This is a genomic window from Providencia sp. PROV197, from assembly GCF_028479625.1.
Lineage (GTDB): Bacteria > Pseudomonadota > Gammaproteobacteria > Enterobacterales > Enterobacteriaceae > Providencia > Providencia vermicola.
In genome coordinates, this window is record NZ_JAMPNZ010000014.1 from 134,402 (window position 1) to 152,695 (window position 18,294).

The following is an 18,294-nucleotide window of genomic DNA, read 5'->3' on the forward strand; positions in this document are numbered from 1 at the left end:
TCATGCATGCAACAAAAAATATCCTTAGAGGTCTGAACAATGCCATCATTTGATATTGTGTCTGAAGTTGAAATGAATGAAGTGCGTAACGCGGTAGAGAATGCGCAGCGCGAGCTTACGAGCCGCTGGGACTTTAAAAATGTTGAAGCAAGCTTTGAACTTAACGATAAAAATGAATCAGTAAAAATCACCAGTGAATCGGATTTCCAAGTCCTCCAACTGGTCGATATTTTAAGGGAAAAAATGGCGAAGCGTGGTATTGATGGCGCAGTGCTAAATGTCCCTGACGATATTGTTCATAGTGGGAAAACTTATAGCGTTGAAGTGACGTTCAAACAAGGCATCGATGCGGCTATTGCTAAAAAAATCATTAAGTTAATCAAAGACAGCAAACTGAAAGTCCAAGCGCAAATTCAGGGTGACCAAGTGCGAGTGACAGGTAAAGCACGCGATGATTTACAGTCGGTTATGGCACTAGTGCGTGGCGGGAATTTAGGCCAGCCTTTCCAATTTAATAACTTCCGTGATTAATTACGACGAGTAAGTTATCAATAAAAATAGGCCTACAATTTTGCAGGCCTATTTTTTATTGCTGAATAATCGCTTCCAGTTGCTCGCGATTAATGATTTTTCGATCAACTTTAACGTAGGCACTTAATTCCTCGTCGACAACTAAAGCTTCCATAACCCCATTTTGAGCTCGTAGCTTTTGTTCTAGGGCGCGAGTATTTTTTAAGTGTGTGGGCAATTCGATACGAATACTACTGACGTATGGCGGTTGTTTCATGGTTAGACTAACGACAAACCAAAGGATTGTCAGGATCAAACCACCAATAAAGACAGTATTTGCCCCTTCAAAATTATATAACCATCCACCGACAATCCCCCCAAGTGCGACACCTAAAAATTGGCTGGTGGAATAAACCCCCATTGCGGTTCCTTTATAGCCTGCGGGTGCTTCCTTACTAATCAATGATGGCAAAATGGCTTCCATAATATTGAAGCCAATAAAAAAGATCTGTAAGCCAAGGATGATGATCCATAACTGGCTACCTGAGAACCACAATGTGATTTCTGCAACTGCCAATAGTGCGATGCAGACCAGGAAGACTTGCTTCATTTTACGATATTTTTCTGCGTAGATTATAAAAGGCAAAACAGTCACAAAGGAAATTAGCATTGTGACCAAATAGGCTTTCCAGTGATCTTGGGCGAGAAAGCCTGCTTTTGTCATAATCAGTGGCAGAGCAACAAAGCTCGACATTAGCAATGTATGTAGGCACAAAATACCGATATTTAATTTTAATAATTGAGGCTGAGCTAAAACGGTTTTTAAATTGCCTTTCACAAAGGCAGATTCACGGTTCAAAACATGGGTGTTGGTGTTTGGTACAACAAAAATGGTGAGTGCAATCGCGCCAACGGCAAGTAGGGCTATCCCCCAAAATAAACCATTTAGCCCAATTAGATGGGTAATGATAGGCCCTAAAACAAGCGCAATCGCAAAAGTTAACCCAAAGCTTATCCCTAGAAATGCCATTGCTTTGGTGCGATTTTGTTCGCGGGTTAAATCAGATAGTAACGCCATGACAGCTGCTGAAATCGCACCAGCGCCTTGCAATGCGCGGCCAATAATAATACCCCAAATTGAGTTACTGAGCGCTGCAATAATACTCCCAATAATAAAAATGATTAAGCCAATAACAATGAGTGGCTTACGACCGATTTTGTCTGACATCAAGCCAAAAGGGATCTGAAAAAGTGCTTGGCTAAGGCCATAAATACCAATGGCAATGCCCACTAAAAATTCATTTGCCCCTTGTAAGTGCATTCCATAGCTGGTCAAAATGGGTAAAACCATAAACATACCAAGCATTCGCAAGGAGAACACAGAACCTAATCCCCACGTGGATCTGAGCTCTGCTGATGTCATTTTGTTATCGTTCATTTTTATTCTTCATATTTCGAGCTGTAGCGGTATTGGCTTCTCTTAGCTAGCTAGGTCTCACATATTAGTAATTCAAACTATTTTAGATAGTGTCTGATTACATTAAAAATATGTTGAAATATCAGCTTATTAGCCATTTTTAATAGTGCATTTTATATCTAGCTTATAATAGCAAGGGGCTATTTAACCATAAAATAGATTCATAAGGATAGGCAGAATGCGTAAAAGTGAGTTGTAAAAGCCATCAGAGACAAATAAAAACGGCGGGGAAAGCCCGCCGTTTAGACATTGTTATCATCAGAGAGCAGATAGGTTATCTGACGAGAGCTATAACAGTATCGGTTGAAACGGTAGGATCAACAGACATCATTACACTCAATGCAGTAATTGCTACGATTGAGAAAATGAATAGTTTTCTTGCCCAGACTCGGTCGTCGTTCTCGGTTTTGAAACCTGAAATCGCCATACCCAGCCACCACAAGCTAACTGCTGCACCCACGACCAAATACTTATAGCCCGCGTATCCGCTGATAGCTAACATTAACGTTGCAACCATAAACGCAAGGATGTACAGGAAAATATGTGTCTTAGCGACAGAAATTCCTTTAATCACCGGTAACACGGGAATGTTCGCGGCTTTGTAATCCTTAAAGCGGAAAATGGCAATGGCATACGAGTGAGGCATCTGCCACAAACTGAAAATTAATAACAGGATTAGAGCCCCTGCATCAAATTCATTGGTGACAGCGCAGTAACCGATAACGGGTGGTGCTGCGCCAGACAAGCTGCCAATTAGCGTGCCATAGACTGACTTACGTTTCATATACAGGCTATAAATGCCTACATAAACAATGAAACCGATGACTGCAAGTAGCATTGCCAAGGCATTGGCTGCTACGAGTAGCAGCACCATACCAGCAATACCTAATGCAGCGGCGTAAATCAGGCTAACTTTCGGGTCAATCAGCCCTTTAACTAAAGGGCGATTCTTAGTTCTTTCCATGATACGGTCGATATCACGGTCGATGTAGTTGTTGAAAACACAACCAGAAGCCACGACCAGTGATACACCCAGCAAAGTCGCAACGAACAGCGGGTAATCAATTGACCCTTTTGAGGCCAAAAGAAAACCGCCGATCACAGAAATCAAGTTTCCGAATATAATTCCTGGTTTGGTCACTTGCAGGTATTGCTTAAACATATCGGCAACTCTTTAGTCGAGCATCATATTGATGTTCAGGTTGTACATAATCCACAGCGAGCCGACAACAACGATGCCGACAATAAGCATGGTGAACAGAAATGCAACCAAGTTCCAACGCTCATCAGATGAGGTATTCATATGTAAGAAACATACTAAGTGAACGAAGATTTGCACGACTGCCATACCGACAACAGTCCAAAGGATTGTTGACGTCGTCGCTGTGCCTTCCATCACCATCCAGAACGGGATAACCGTTAGGATAACTGACAGAATAAAGCCAATCAGGTATGTCTTAACGCTACCGTGGCTTGCTCCAGTGTGAGCATCTTTTGCATGACTCATTTAAATAGCCCCCAGAAGATAAACAACGGTAAATACACAGATCCAAACCACGTCTAAGAAGTGCCAGAACAGGCTCAGGCAGTTCAAACGTGTTTTGTTAACGTCAGTCAAACCACGACGAGTGACTTGAATCATCATGATAACAATCCAAATCAGACCCGCAGAAACGTGCAGACCGTGCGTTGCAACCAGTGCAAAGAAACCAGATAAGAAACCACTACGGTCAGGGCCAAAGTCTTCAGCGATCAGTTCGTGGAACTCATAGACTTCCATGATAACGAAGCCAAGGCCTAACAGGAATGTCGCGAACAGCCATAAGTTAACTGCACCGATTTTTCCTTTATGCATCGCAATCATAGCGAAGCCGTAAGTAATACTACTTACTAACAGTAAGAAGGTTTCGCCTAATACGAACTTCAGACTGAAGATATCTTTACCAGCGGGACCGCCAGCAGTTCCATCAGCCAAAACAACATAGGTTGCAAACAAACAAGCAAACAGGATCAAGTCGCTCATGATATAGAGCCAGAAACCGAATACTTTAGTGCCACCTGCATCGTGGTGCCCATGCTCAGCATGGGCGATATTTTGGTTAGTCATTGTATTAGTTGACATCGTTCACACCTGCCTTACGTAATTCTTCAAAGTGCTTATTCTCGATTTCTTCGATTTCAGCCACAGGTACGTAGTAATCAACATCTTCGTCGAAGCTTTTTGCAATCCAAGTTACGATCATTCCACCGAAACCAATGATTGCCATCCACCAGATGTGCCAGATCATTGCGAAACCTAAAACTAAGCTAAATGCTGCGATGATAACGCCAGCGCCAGTATTTTTCGGCATATGAATTTCTTCATATGAAGTTGGTTTCTTATGAGCAAGACCTTTTTCTTTCAAATCCCACCAAGCATCACGAGTTTGAACGTGTGGTTCAATCGCAAAGTTATAGAATGGTGGTGGTGAAGAAGTTGCCCACTCAAGAGTACGTCCACCCCATGGATCTCCCGTTAAATCACGGTTTTCATGGCGGTCACGAATACTCACAATGATTTGGATAACTTGGCATGCAATACCGATAGCGATTAACGCAGCACCGCCTGCAGCAACAACCAACATTGTGTGGTAGGTCGGGTCAATATTCTGGCTTAAACGACGAGTCATCCCCATAAAGCCCAGAATGTATAACGGCATGAATGCTAAGAAGAAACCGATGATCCAGAACCAGAATGCACGGACACCCCATTTTTCATTCAGTGTAAAGCCGTAAGCTTTCGGGAACCAGTAAGTCATACCCGCGAAGCATCCGAACACCACACCACCGATGATAACGTTATGGAAGTGAGCAATCAGGAATAGACTGTTGTGCAGAACAAAGTTTGCACCTGGTACAGCTAACAGAACACCTGTCATACCACCCACAGAGAAGGTGATAATGAAACCAATAGTCCACAGCATTGGTGATTTAAACTCAATGCGACCTTGGTACATAGTAAACAGCCAGTTGAAGATCTTAACCCCTGTTGGGATTGCGATAATCATGGTGGCGATACCGAAGAAGGCGTTTACGTTCGCACCTGAACCCATCGTAAAGAAGTGGTGCAGCCATACGATGAAGGACATAACGGTGATAACGATTGTTGCCCAAACTAATGAGGTATAACCGAATAAACGTTTTTTCGAGAAGGTTGCTGCAACTTCAGAGAACACACCGAACACTGGTAGAACAAGGATATACACCTCAGGGTGACCCCATGCCCAAATCAGGTTGATGTACATCATCATGTTGCCACCCATATCGTTAGTGAAGAAATGGGTACCTAAATAACGGTCTAACGTCAGAAGCGTCAGAGTGACGGTTAAGATAGGGAAAGCAGCAACAATCAATACGTTAGTACATAACGCAGCCCAGCTGAATACAGGCATTTTCATCATCGACATACCCGGAGTACGCATACGGATAATCGTGGCGATGAAGTTAACCCCTGTTAATAACGTACCAATACCCGATATCTGGAGACTCCAGAGCCAGTAATCGACCCCGACCCCTGGGTTGTACTCCAAGCCTGATAATGGCGGATAAGCTAACCAACCTGTTTGTGCGAATTCACCTACCCCTAAAGAGATGTTGATTAAGACAACACCAACTACAAAGAACCAGAAGCTCAATGAGTTAAGGAATGGGAAGGCAACGTCGCGCGCACCAATTTGCAGAGGTACAACGAGGTTCATCAAACCGACAACAAATGGAGTTGCCATGAAGAAAATCATGATAACGCCGTGTGCGGTAAAGATTTGGTCATAGTGATGAGGGTTTAAAAAGCCCTCTTGCCCAGCAGAAGCAAGCACTTGCTGACCACGCATCATGATGGCATCCGCAAAACCACGGAACAACATAACCATCGCTACAATGATGTACATGACACCAATTTTTTTATGGTCAACCGAGGTTAACCACTCTTTCCACAGCCATTTCCATTTACCGAAATAGGAGATCACACCGACTAAGCCAAGCCCACCAAGGACAATAGCAATCAGTGTGACAACGATGATCGGCTCGTGGAGCGGAACTGCATCTAGTGTTAATTTTCCGAACATGCCCTTATTCCTCAGCGCCTGCTGCATGAGCATTATGGCTCATATGCATAGAATGACCTGTAGATTCTTCTTTGGTTTCTACAGGAGCGTGACCTTTATGGTGCTCATGACCAAACTTCAGAACGATATCGTTATAAAGGTTAGGTTTCACGCTAGAGAAGTAGGTAACAGGAACATTTGTGCTTGGCTTAGCGACTTCGTCGAATGCCTGCATTGTATCCATTGTCTTAGGAGACGCTTTTACCTTTTGTACCCACTCATCAAAGCCTTGGCGGTCAGGGGTTGCAATCGCATTGAACTTCATATCAGAGAAGCCATGGCCACTGTAGCTTGCAGAGAAGCCTTTATAGGTGCCTGGTTCATTAGCGATTAAGTGAAGTTTAGTTTGCATACCTGCCATCGCGTAGATTTGGCCACCTAAAGATGGAATGAAGAACGAGTTCATCACCGAATCAGACGTGATTTTGAAGTTAACTGGCACACCAGTAGGGAATGCGATTTCGTTAACTGTAGCAATACCTTGCTCTGGATAGATAAAGATCCATTTCCAGTCAGCTGAAATAACTTCGATTGTGACAGGTTCCTGATCACTCACTAATGGCTGATACGGGTCCAGCTCATGTGTCGTCTTCCAAGTGATAGCACCCAGAATGATGATAATGATGATAGGAACAGTCCAGCAGACTAACTCAATTTTATTTGAGTGAGCCCAGTTTGGACGGTATGTAGCAGACGTGTTGGATTCACGATATTTTCTGGCGAAGATAATCGTCATAAAAATAACGGGAATAACAACAAGCAGCATTAAGCCAATTGCAATAAGAATTAGCTCTTTTTGTTTTACGCCTACGGCGCCTTTTGGATCCATCAACACCATGTCGCAACCACCTAATAATAAGGTTGCTACAACGAGTGAGATTGCTCCGATACTTTTTTTGTAGTTCATAAGTCTCATCCACGACCCCAAATGACAAGATTCTAATTGTCGTTTCATCAGTGCGGGCATTTTACGGTAAGGTTATGCGAGTGTAAATGATTGTAAGGCAAAGAAACGGAATTGTTAGCTCTTTATGTTAATATGATCACATGTAAAGAACTTATAAAGAAAAAGTTAAAATTGATACGGATTATAAGTATATATTGATAAAAGCCCTTTAATACTAAATTATCTTAGTAATTTTTCAAAGAAAAATATATACAAAAGAAGTGAAAAAATGACAAAACTGATATGAATCATAAGCAATATGGTAAGGGAAATTACGTTTTTTATTGCCGATAAAGCTATTTAAGTCGCTTTATCGGCAAAATAGTTTAGAAAAATTATTACTATTTTGATTTAAAAAGAAAATTAATAAATCGCCATACAATTTTCAATAACGCATTAGAACGTATACTTTAATGTATAAATGATTGCGTCTTGATAAAATGTATCGCCTAATTTATTGTCAGCATAGCGATATTGCACACCCGCAGCTAAATGTGGCGTCGTATTCCACCAAAAAGCCATGGCACCATTAATGCCATTTCGCTTTCCTCCGTTGTAGCGTTTATTGCGTGCAAATTCCATTTCGTGCCAGTTGGTTATCATGAAGTTTTCTTCAAACGCGCTGAAATTATAACCTGCTACCCACCCAGCGGTATAACCGTTGTTACCAGAATAGAATGTTTGATCAGTATAGTTTAGGGCGATAAAAGGCTTAAACCACAAGTCACCAAAAGCGGTGTTGTAACCGATACCATATAATGTATTCACATCATGGAAATTCCCGCCATATTTTGTTCCTGGCAATGACCATGTACCGTAAACGTGACCGTACAGATTAAAACCAGTATCACCTAAATAAAAACGGCCTGTTGTTTTGATGGTGTAGCGTTTATTACGTCCTGAATCGGTATGCTGTGTATGGAGAGGGTTTTCCACATCAAAGAAACCGTAGAGTTCACCCCAATTAAAATTAGCTCCACCTTCTAATTCAACATAAGCAAAATCTTTTTTACGAGTCGTTTTCTCCGTTTTGGTCTCAGTACGGTGAGACCAGTCTAAATAGTTAATGTTGATATCAGCAAAACCATTTTGATAGCCTAAAAGATCATCAGAATATGCCGTACCTGCCACAGAAGCTAAGGCGGCAATATAAAGGAGTTTTTTCATAATAGATTATTTTCGTTAATTAATTAATGGGGTTGAGTAGTGCACTATTCGTTAACGTGTTATCTAACTAGTCTCTAACATGTGATATATTAGGCTTTAAAATTGCAATTAAGAAATATTTTTCATTGGATGAGTGATCATAATCACGATCATAAAGTGATTTTGAGGTGTTTTGTGATTAAGGGCTATTTTATTTGAATGATCAGATTCCCTAAACTAATAAGTTAGTCTTAGGGAATCAATTAAATAGATAAGTAAATGTGAGAGAAAAAAGAATTATTGTTTGACAGTTTTACGCACAGCGAGGAAATCTAAACTCCCCCCAATAATTAAACTGATGGCACCAATGCTAATCCCAGCATTAAACAAAATATTTTGGTAACTAGGGATAGCCAGCCAAAATTCAATTTGCGTGGTGAATAGGTAAACTTTCATTCCATTAAAAGAAAATGCCAATAGAGAAAGTAGCCAAATCGCAAGGCAAGTTACTGCAGCAAGTAGGGCATAAACAGCGAAACGATAGCCATTTGCGTATAGCTCACGGCGCTGGAACAGCCCTGTAGCCTGGGTATATAGCAAAGAACTGCGACAGGCTAATAACAATAAGATCCCTGGAACGGCAACGCCAATGGAGATCAAATAAAACAGTGGCCAGCCATAGTTACTGACGAAAATACTGGCGACTGGGCCAATATATACCCGTCCTACCGCAGAAAGGGCAGAGAGGAGTGCAAACTGCGTTGCGGATAAGGATTTATTACACAGCGTCATTAGCAGTGCAACAAATGCTGCGGTACCCATCCCTGAAAAAATATTCTCAAGGAAAATAATGGAGCCCATCGTCATGATATGAGGCGGGGTGACAGCGAGGAACCAATAACCAATGTTCGACCCACCTTGGAGCAAGCCAAAAAGAAACAGAGCCTTAAACAAGCTCATGTTTTTCATTAAGTAACCACCTAATAATGCACCAATGATAGTAGCAGCCATTCCGACTGTTTTATTCACTGTACCGACTTCACTAAGGCTAAAGCCCAGCGCATTGAGTAAAAAGTTAGTATTGAGCGCCATAACAAAAGCATCGCCCAATTTATAAAACACTAATAATAATAAGACGAGCCATGCGTTGTTACGGCTAAAAAACTCGGCTAGAGGTTCATAGATGGCTTTTTTTAACGAGGTAGGCGGGACGCTATTTTCTTCGGGCTCTTTGGCTAGTAAAGTCGCAATAACACCGATGACCATTAACCCTGCCATGACAAGGTAAAGCTGTTTCCATGTAAGGAACTTATCGGCGAGCCAAAGGGCTAACCCACCAGAAACTAACATGCTGATTCGATAGCCCATCACTGAGGTTGCAGCACCAATTCCGCGTTCTTCTGCGCTTAGCAAGTCAGTCTTATAAGCATCAAATACAATATCTTGGGATGCAGAACAAAAAGCGACGGTAACGGCTAATGCGGCGAGATACCATAAATGCTCAGAAGGGTTCATGAATCCCATTGCGGCAATACTAATAATAAGAAGAATTTGTGTGGTTAACAGCCAGCCTCTACGACGTCCCAAAAAAGGCGGTGTATAACGGTCCATCATAGGAGACCATAAAAACTTCAAAACATAAGCTTGCCCGACTAAGGAAAAGAAACCAATTGTTTTGATATCAACGTTTTCAACCGTTAACCAAGCTTGCAATGTCCCTGCAGTCAGCGCTAAAGGTAAGCCAGAAACGAAGCCTAAAAGGATTAAAGTAATATTATTCGGTAGTGTGAAACGAGGCATTATTCCCTCTAAGCCTAAGGTGATTTTGCTGCAATACATAGCGCTGCAGAGGTATTGACCGCGCAAAGCTATCCAAGTGTTAACTTGGATAGCTTAATACGAAATGATGGTATTCGCTCGTTTAATAGCGTGAATTTTGTCTGATAAAATCGGTAATTTCTTGATCGGATGCCATGTCGGCAATTAAATCAGCTAATGCACTATTAATTGCAGCTTCAATTTTTGCATTATTCGCCGCTAACAATTCTTGTGTATTAAAATTACGGGTGAATGAGCGCGTTTTTGTTGAGCCATTTGGTGCAGTTGCTGTGATGCTTACACTTGAATTAACAGTAATATTATGACGTAGACTACCTTCAGCAACTTTAGTGTCCAATTTGTTCAATTGAACGACTAAATTAACATTGGCGGGTGAAGTGACCATAAAGCCACGAGCAGCCATCTGTTTTTCAACGGCTTCTTGCATCAAATAGCGGGGATCACGGGATGGATTAAGCACCACTAGGCTACCATTACGATTGACTTCCGCTAATGATTTATTGGTACGGTTGTCTACGCTGCTAACGCTAATTGAGGTTGCATTCAGCGTCGGATTTTTAGCGGGTAACGCTATTTTGGGTTCGAGCGAGAGTGTATTGCTGCTAGTTGCACATCCAGCAAGTAGAAACAACGCAAAAAGTGGAAAACACAGTTTTCTTAACATAATTTTTTCCAGTTCATCTTTCCTAATTGAAAATGTTTCGTTATGGTGCGGGTAGCCGCCACTCGATATAAAGTCGAGTGGCCAAATTATCCTGAACTATTAGACAACAGTTTTTGAAAAAATTCGCACTAATGTGTCGATATCATAACATTGCCAAGTCATGATCGGATATTTCTATAATAAGAAGATAGCAATAATCAAGATGTGCAATATAGTTTACTGAACTTATCAATACTAGAGCGGGTCGCTATTAAGGAGTATTTTATGGTCGCCAATGCATCACAAAGTATGCAGTCTCGTGTGAGCCAAAAATTACAAGATGCTTTTGAACCAAGTCACTTGAATGTCATTAATGAAAGTCATCAACATAATGTATTACCTGGCTCGGAAAGTCATTTCAAAGTCATCTTAGTCACTGATAAATTTGAAAATAAACGAATGCTTGGCCGTCACCGTGAAATTTATGCTATTTTAGCCGATGAATTAGCGGGGGGCATCCATGCTCTTGCTCTGCATACCTATACACCAAAAGAATGGGATGAATTGGCAGATACCGCGTTAAAATCGCCAGCTTGTCGTGGTGTAGGTGGCGTTAGTCGTTAATTTGTGTAGCCAATTGGCCTTTACTTGGGACGATTGGAATTATCCATCAAACCTAAAAGGAGTCTGATGGGTATTTTTTCTTCAATTTTCGTGAGGAAATAAAAATTTTAGTCAGAAAAGTCACAAATAAAGAGGAAAAATCGCTTCTTTTATCTGCTTTTCTCGACTCAGGGCGCTGTCATCGGTATAATGCTGCGTCTAATTTTCAGTAAGGTTTCGGGACGCTTCTGATATCAGGGATTGACCGTTACGTAAGTAACGCCCCCGGTTCTGGAAGGGAGAAGGCCATTAATTGCTTAATGGCATAACTCTGGAGTAGACCGATCACTAAGATTTATTTTGAGGTAAGAAGATGCAAGTTTCTGTTGAAACGACTCAAGGCCTTGGGCGTCGTGTAACAATCACCGTTCCTGCCACTGATATTGAAAAAGCAGTAAATAGCGAGCTGGTTAGCGTTGCTAAGAAAGTACGTGTTGATGGTTTCCGTAAAGGGAAAGTACCAATGAACATCGTTAAACAACGTTATGGTGCGTCTGTTATGCAAGACGTTCTGGGCGATGTGATGCAACGTAACTTCATCAATGCAATCATCGAAAACAAAATCAACCCAGCTGGTGCGCCTAGCTACAAGCCAGAGCAACTGGAAGATGGTAAAGATTTTGTTTACGCAGTTGAGTTTGAAGTTTACCCAGAAATCGAATTAACCGGTTTAGACACTATCGAAGTTGAAAAACCAGCGGTTTCTGTTAAAGACGAAGACCTGGAAAACATGTTAGATACTCTGCGTAAACAACAAGCAGAGTGGAAAGAAGTTGACGAGGCAGCAGCAGCTGATTCACGCATCACTATCAACTTCACAGGCTCTATCGACGGTGAAGAGTTCGAAGGCGGTAAAGCAGAAGATTTCGCACTGGTTATGGGCGAAGGCCGCATGATCCCTGGCTTTGAAGACGGCGTTGTTGGCCACAAAGCTGGCGAAGAGTTCGATATCGAAGTTAACTTCCCAGAAGATTACCACGCTGAAAACCTGAAAGGTAAAGCAGCGAAATTCGCTATCGTTCTGAAGAAAGTAGAACAACGTGAACTGCCAGAATTTACTGAAGAATTCATCAAGCGTTTCGGTATCGCTGATGGTACTTTAGACGGTCTGCGTGCAGAAGTTCGTAAAAACATGGAACGTGAGCTGAAAAATGCGGTGCGTAACCGTGTTAAAGCACAAGTTCTTGATGGTTTGATCAAAGCGAACGACATCGAAGTTCCAGCAGCAGTGGTTGATGGTGAAATCGATGTTCTGCGTCGTCAAGCGGCACAACGTTTTGGTGGCAACGAACAACAAGCGATGGAATTACCACGTGAACTGTTCGAAGAACAAGCAAAACGCCGTGTTGTTATCGGTCTGCTGTTAGGCGAAGTGATCAACAAAAACGAACTGAAAGCTGACGAAGATCGTGTTAAAGCGCTGATCGAAGAAATGGCATCTGCATACGAAGATCCTGCTGAAGTTATCGAATACTACAGCAAAAACGAAGAGCTGATGAACAGCGTTCGTAACTTAGCATTAGAAGAACAAGCGGTTGAAACTGTTCTGGCTGTTGCTAAAGTCACTGAAAAAGAAACTAATTTCACTGAGCTGATGAACCAAGTTCAAGCTGGTTAATTTATTTCTTGTTGTACAAAATAAAAACCCGCGGTGTCTTACTGCGGGTTTTTTTGCAATTAAAGCTTTTGAATAACAACTTTTTTGTGAATTAAGATAGGGTAACCTTGAAAATCACATTTAAACCCTAATTATATCCCTAATACTTCATCTAGCATGTATTCAGTTTTGCTTGCGATTTGAACTATTTTGTAGAGCAAATATCAAAAGAGAGACGAATTCCACCAAAAGAGTTATTTCGTCATTTTTGAAAATCAATTATGGTTTTCTAATGGGATAATACCGTGTAAGTAAACAGACTTGTGTTAGACTTATTGAAAGAGCGTCTTATTGACTTCAGCACAGTTTACTGCACTTTCTTCTTATTTCACCCGTAATCAGTCCAATATAGGCTAAAATAGAGAAATAAGAGGATCGTGAAAGTTTGCAAAAAAAGGTATTTTTAAACATGTTGTTTTGCAACACTCCCTTTGCTCAAGATGATGGTTAGCAGATAGCAAATTAGGCGCAAGCACCAGAAAGTTTTTAATAGGAGATTTCGATGTCACATTTTGGCGGTCAGGAACAATTAGCATCCCAAATGGCTCTTGTGCCAATGGTCATTGAGCAAACCTCTCGAGGTGAGCGCTCATATGATATTTATTCACGTCTATTAAAAGAACGTATCATCTTCCTGACGGGTCAAGTGGAAGACCATATGGCGAACTTAATCGTCGCTCAAATGTTATTCCTTGAAGCAGAAAACCCTGAAAAAGATATCCAACTGTACATCAACTCACCAGGTGGTGTGATTACGGCAGGTATGTCTATCTATGATACCATGCAATTTATTAAGCCAGATGTTAGTACTATTTGTATGGGACAAGCGTGCTCTATGGGCGCATTTTTGTTGACTGCTGGCACAAAAGGTAAGCGTTTTTGCTTGCCAAATTCGCGTGTAATGATCCACCAACCGCTAGGTGGCTATCAAGGCCAAGCAACGGATATTGAAATCCATGCACAAGAAATTTTAAAAGTGAAAACTCGTATGAATGAACTCATGGCTCACCACACGGGTAAGTCCATTGAAGAAATCAGCCGTGACACTGAGCGTGACCGTTTCTTGTCAGCTAATGAAGCGAAAGAGTACGGTTTAGTCGACCAAATTTATAGTAGCCGCTAATTGGTTAACTTTTGGTATAATTAATTCATACCATAAACTATTTTAAGAAAATCGTTGCTGTGTTTCCTGTTTTAATCAAACAAAAACAAGGCAATATGGATAAAAGTGAGGTCAACTGATGACAGAGAAACGCAAAGAGGGAACGGGTAAACTGCTTTACTGTTCTTTCTGCGGAAAAAGTCAGCACGAAGTACGTAAGCTGATTGCCGGTCCGTCAGTCTATATCTGTGATGAATGCGTAGACTTATGTCTTGATATCATCCGTGAAGAAATTAAAGAACTTGCGCCACACCGTGAGCGCAGTGAACTGCCTACGCCACATGAAATTAGGCAACACCTTGATGATTACGTCATCGGTCAAGAAAAAGCGAAAAAAGTCTTGGCGGTTGCGGTTTATAACCATTACAAGCGCTTGCGTAATGGCGACAAAACCAGTGATGGTGTCGAATTAGGCAAAAGTAATATCTTGTTAATTGGTCCAACGGGGAGTGGTAAAACGCTGCTGGCTGAGACCTTAGCACGTTATTTGGATGTGCCATTTACTATGGCCGATGCCACGACATTAACCGAAGCAGGTTATGTGGGTGAAGACGTCGAAAATATCATCCAAAAATTACTGCAAAAATGTGACTATGACGTAGAAAAAGCGCAGCGTGGTATCGTGTATATCGATGAAATTGATAAAATTTCTCGTAAATCTGATAACCCATCCATTACCCGCGATGTTTCGGGTGAAGGTGTGCAGCAAGCACTTTTGAAACTTATCGAGGGTACCGTTGCGGCTGTTCCTCCACAAGGTGGGCGTAAGCATCCACAACAAGAGTTTTTACAGGTAGATACCTCGAAGATTCTGTTTATTTGTGGTGGCGCATTTGCTGGTTTAGATAAAGTGATTGGTCAGCGTTTAAATACCCGTTCAGGTATTGGGTTCGCGGCAGAAGTAAAAGGCGAGTCAGACAAAGCAACAGAAGGTGAATTATTAACACAAGCTGAGCCAGAAGATTTAATTAAATTCGGTTTAATTCCTGAGTTTATTGGTCGTCTGCCAGTGGTTGCTACGTTGACTGAGCTGAGCGAAGAAGCGCTAATTCAAATTTTACAAGAGCCGAAAAATGCATTAACTAAACAGTACCAAGCGCTGTTTAGTCTTGAGGGAACTGAACTTGAGTTTCGAGAAGAAGCGTTAAAAGCTATTGCGAAAAAAGCGATGGCACGTAAAACGGGTGCCCGTGGCTTGCGTTCAATTGTTGAAGCTGCTCTGTTAAATACCATGTATGACCTTCCTTCTATGACGGATGTCGAAAAAGTCGTCGTTGATGAAAATGTCATTAACGAACAATCAGAACCTTTGTTGATCTACAGCAAGCCAGATGCTCAAGCTTCAGGTGATAACTAATCTTTAAGAAAGCGTTCAATAAATAATCAAACAAAATGAGGGATATCCCTCATTTTGTTTTTTATGTTTAACTACCCATTGAATGCTAAAATCTTGTCCCCATATAGTTTATATTCTGAGGTGTGGTTTCCTTGTTTTTGAGAATATTTTTCAAGCGAGAGACAGAAACCCTTAAACTAGCGTGAGCTAAACGAAGAGAGAGCTTTATGAATCCAGAGCGTTCCGAACGCATTGAAATACCAGTATTGCCTCTGCGTGATGTAGTGGTATACCCACATATGGTGATCCCACTGTTTGTTGGACGTGAAAAATCCATTCACAGTCTGGAAGCAGCGATGGATCATGACAAACAAGTGATGCTGGTTGCGCAAAAAGAAGCCTCGACTGATGAGCCAGGGGTGAACGATTTATTTGCTGTTGGTACAGTTGCATCCGTTATTCAGATGCTAAAACTGCCAGACGGCACAGTGAAAGTCTTAGTTGAAGGCTTAAGACGTGCGCGTATTACTAGCTTGACGGATAACGGCGAGTATTTCCTCGCGCAAGCTGAGTATTTAGCATCCGAACAAGATAAACACGCTGAAGGTGCCGTTTACGACGAAACCACAGCGGGCACTCCAGCATCAATTCTTGATGAAAAAGAAAATGAAGTGCTGTATCGCACCATTGTGAGCCAGTTTGAAAGCTATATTAAGCTCAACAAAAAAATTCCACCAGAAGTGCTGACTGCATTGCACTCGATAGAGCAAGACCAGCTTGATAAACTTGCAGACACTATTGCATCCCACATGCCGCTAAAATTAGCGGATAAACAGCGCGTTCTTGAAATGGCAAATATTGCTGAACGTGTTGAGTTCCTGATGGCGATGATGGAGTCAGAAACAGAATTACTGCAAGTCGAAAAACGCATCCGTAATCGCGTTAAAAAGCAGATGGAAAAAAGTCAGCGCGAGTACTATCTGAATGAGCAAATGAAAGCTATTCAGAAAGAACTGGGTGAAATGGATGACGCGCCAGATGAATATGAATCGCTAAAACGTAAAATCGAAGAAGCGAAAATGCCAAAAGAGGCACAAGAAAAAGCAGAAGCAGAATTGCAGAAGCTGAAAATGATGTCTCCAATGTCTGCAGAGGCCACGGTTGTCCGTAGTTATATCGACTGGATGGTGCAAGTACCATGGCATGCGCGTAGCAAAGTCAAAAAAGACTTAGTTAAAGCACAAGAAGTGTTGGATACCGATCATTATGGCCTTGAGCGTGTTAAAGACCGTATTTTAGAGTATCTGGCAGTACAAAGCCGTGTCAGTAAAATCAAAGGGCCAATTCTTTGCTTGGTAGGGCCTCCAGGGGTTGGTAAAACCTCTTTGGGTCAATCTATTGCGAAGGCAACGGGTCGCCAATACACCCGCATGGCGTTAGGTGGTGTGCGTGACGAAGCAGAAATCCGTGGTCACCGTCGTACCTATATTGGTTCAATGCCAGGTAAACTTATCCAGAAAATGGCAAAAGTTGGGGTGAAAAACCCACTGTTCCTGCTGGATGAAATAGACAAAATGTCTTCAGACATGCGCGGAGACCCTGCATCAGCATTATTAGAAGTGCTTGATCCAGAACAAAATATCGCGTTTAACGACCACTATTTAGAAGTGGATTACGACTTGTCTGACGTTATGTTTGTTGCGACGTCAAACTCGATGAATATCCCTGCGCCACTACTGGATCGTATGGAAGTGATTCGCCTTTCAGGTTATACCGAAGACGAAAAACTGAATATTGCTAAAAAACATTTATTATCGAAACAAATTGAACGTAATGCCTTGAAAAAAGGCGAATTAACGATCGATGATAGCGCATTAATGAGCATTATTCGTTACTATACGCGTGAAGCGGGTGTGCGTGGTTTAGAGCGCGAAATTTCGAAATTGTGTCGTAAAGCCGTTAAAGCATTATTAATGGATAAAAAACTCAAACACATCGAAATCAACGCAGATAATTTAAAAGATTATCTGGGGGTTCGTCGCTTCGACTACGGCCAAGCAGATACTGAAAACCGTGTCGGCCAGGTGACTGGTTTAGCGTGGACTGAAGTGGGTGGGGACTTACTTACCATTGAAACTGCGTGTGTACCAGGTAAAGGCAAGTTGACTTATACCGGTTCTTTAGGTGAAGTAATGCAAGAGTCGATCCAGACGGCCTTAACCGTGGTGAGAGCTCGTGCTGAAAAACTGGGTATTAACAGCGATTTCTATGAGAAACGCGATATCCACGTTCACGTTCCTGAAGGTGCAACACCAAAAGATGGCCCAAGCGCAGGTATTGCGATGTCAACAGCCTTGGTTTCTTGTTTAACAGGTAACCCAGTTCGTGCAGACGTGGCAATGACGGGAGAAATCACATTAAGAGGGTTAGTTTTCCCAATTGGTGGGTTAAAGGAAAAATTATTAGCTGCACACCGTGGCGGAATAAAAACCGTATTAATCCCTAAAGAAAACGAACGTGACTTAGAAGAAATTCCTCAAAATGTGATCGCTGATTTAGAAATTCACCCAGTGAAAACCATTGAAGAAGTTCTTTCTTTAGCTTTAGTTAACCCGCCTTTCGGGGTTGAGGTTGTTAAAAAGAAAGCGAAAAGAGTGAGCTGAATCAAGAAGTTTGCATAAAACTAAGGCTGACAGCTAATTTAGGGCTTGTCAGCCTTTTTTTTCATCGTTAATTTAGCGATGATTCTGATAATTGTTTGTATGCAATCTGT

Annotated in this window: 15 protein-coding genes; 6 read left to right on the forward strand and 9 right to left on the reverse strand. The window is 41.8% G+C overall.

What is annotated here, in order from left to right; genetic code table 11:
* Positions 1–39 precede the first annotated feature (39 nt).
* A complete protein-coding gene (locus PR808_RS07120) occupies positions 40–531 on the forward strand; it encodes a YajQ family cyclic di-GMP-binding protein (protein WP_042846924.1) in 492 nt (163 codons plus the stop codon).
* 55 nt (positions 532–586) lie between these two features.
* Here PR808_RS07120 and PR808_RS07125 read toward each other — a convergent pair whose 3' ends face one another.
* From PR808_RS07125 to PR808_RS07165, 9 genes are all read right to left on the reverse strand, one after another.
* On the reverse strand, positions 587–1,948 hold the full coding sequence (locus PR808_RS07125; RefSeq protein ID WP_272538996.1) for an MFS transporter: 1,362 nt from the start codon (positions 1,946–1,948) through the stop codon (positions 587–589).
* 313 nt (positions 1,949–2,261) lie between these two features.
* Positions 2,262–3,149 carry a heme o synthase gene (gene cyoE / locus PR808_RS07130; RefSeq protein ID WP_206084592.1) on the reverse strand — a complete coding sequence of 296 codons (888 nt, stop codon included), beginning with the start codon at positions 3,147–3,149 and terminating at the stop codon, positions 2,262–2,264.
* A 12-nt stretch (positions 3,150–3,161) separates the two neighbouring features.
* Positions 3,162–3,494 carry a cytochrome o ubiquinol oxidase subunit IV gene (locus PR808_RS07135; protein WP_206084593.1) on the reverse strand — a complete coding sequence of 111 codons (333 nt, stop codon included), beginning with the start codon at positions 3,492–3,494 and terminating at the stop codon, positions 3,162–3,164.
* Entirely contained in the window at positions 3,495–4,109 is a 615-nt protein-coding gene (locus PR808_RS07140) for a cytochrome o ubiquinol oxidase subunit III (RefSeq protein WP_272538997.1), read from the reverse strand.
* The gene (gene cyoB, locus PR808_RS07145) at positions 4,099–6,090 is read right to left on the reverse strand and encodes a cytochrome o ubiquinol oxidase subunit I (protein WP_206084595.1); all 1,992 of its coding nucleotides are present in this window, start codon (positions 6,088–6,090) and stop codon (positions 4,099–4,101) included. The genes PR808_RS07140 and cyoB overlap by 11 nt, the downstream gene beginning before the upstream one ends.
* Positions 6,091–6,094: 4 nt before the next feature.
* A complete protein-coding gene (gene cyoA, locus PR808_RS07150) occupies positions 6,095–7,045 on the reverse strand; it encodes a cytochrome o ubiquinol oxidase subunit II (protein WP_206084596.1) in 951 nt (316 codons plus the stop codon).
* 426 nt (positions 7,046–7,471) lie between these two features.
* Positions 7,472–8,242 carry a nucleoside-specific channel-forming Tsx family protein gene (locus tag PR808_RS07155; protein ID WP_272538998.1) on the reverse strand — a complete coding sequence of 257 codons (771 nt, stop codon included), beginning with the start codon at positions 8,240–8,242 and terminating at the stop codon, positions 7,472–7,474.
* A gap of 276 nt (positions 8,243–8,518) precedes the next feature.
* Complete coding sequence (gene ampG / locus PR808_RS07160; protein ID WP_272538999.1) at positions 8,519–10,021, reverse strand: muropeptide MFS transporter AmpG; 1,503 nt, start codon at positions 10,019–10,021, stop codon at positions 8,519–8,521.
* Positions 10,022–10,142: 121 nt separating this feature from the next.
* Positions 10,143–10,724, reverse strand: coding sequence for a YajG family lipoprotein (locus PR808_RS07165; RefSeq protein ID WP_206084599.1), 582 nt, complete (start codon positions 10,722–10,724; stop codon positions 10,143–10,145).
* 264 nt (positions 10,725–10,988) lie between these two features.
* On the opposite strand from PR808_RS07165, the gene bolA reads away from it, so the two are divergent.
* The 5 genes from bolA to lon all read left to right on the forward strand — a co-directional run bounded on the left by bolA (position 10,989) and on the right by lon (position 18,184).
* Positions 10,989–11,327 (forward strand): transcriptional regulator BolA, encoded by a 339-nt coding sequence (gene bolA / locus PR808_RS07170; RefSeq protein WP_206084600.1) that lies wholly within the window; start codon positions 10,989–10,991, stop codon positions 11,325–11,327.
* A gap of 352 nt (positions 11,328–11,679) precedes the next feature.
* Positions 11,680–12,984, forward strand: coding sequence for a trigger factor (tig, locus tag PR808_RS07175; RefSeq protein WP_206084601.1), 1,305 nt, complete (start codon positions 11,680–11,682; stop codon positions 12,982–12,984).
* A gap of 541 nt (positions 12,985–13,525) precedes the next feature.
* Complete coding sequence (gene clpP, locus PR808_RS07180; protein ID WP_206084602.1) at positions 13,526–14,146, forward strand: ATP-dependent Clp endopeptidase proteolytic subunit ClpP; 621 nt, start codon at positions 13,526–13,528, stop codon at positions 14,144–14,146.
* Between the two features lie 118 nt (positions 14,147–14,264).
* Positions 14,265–15,542 (forward strand): ATP-dependent protease ATP-binding subunit ClpX, encoded by a 1,278-nt coding sequence (gene clpX, locus PR808_RS07185; protein ID WP_206084603.1) that lies wholly within the window; start codon positions 14,265–14,267, stop codon positions 15,540–15,542.
* 206 nt (positions 15,543–15,748) lie between these two features.
* On the forward strand, positions 15,749–18,184 hold the full coding sequence (gene lon, locus PR808_RS07190) for an endopeptidase La (RefSeq protein ID WP_206084604.1): 2,436 nt from the start codon (positions 15,749–15,751) through the stop codon (positions 18,182–18,184).
* Positions 18,185–18,294 lie beyond the last annotated feature (110 nt).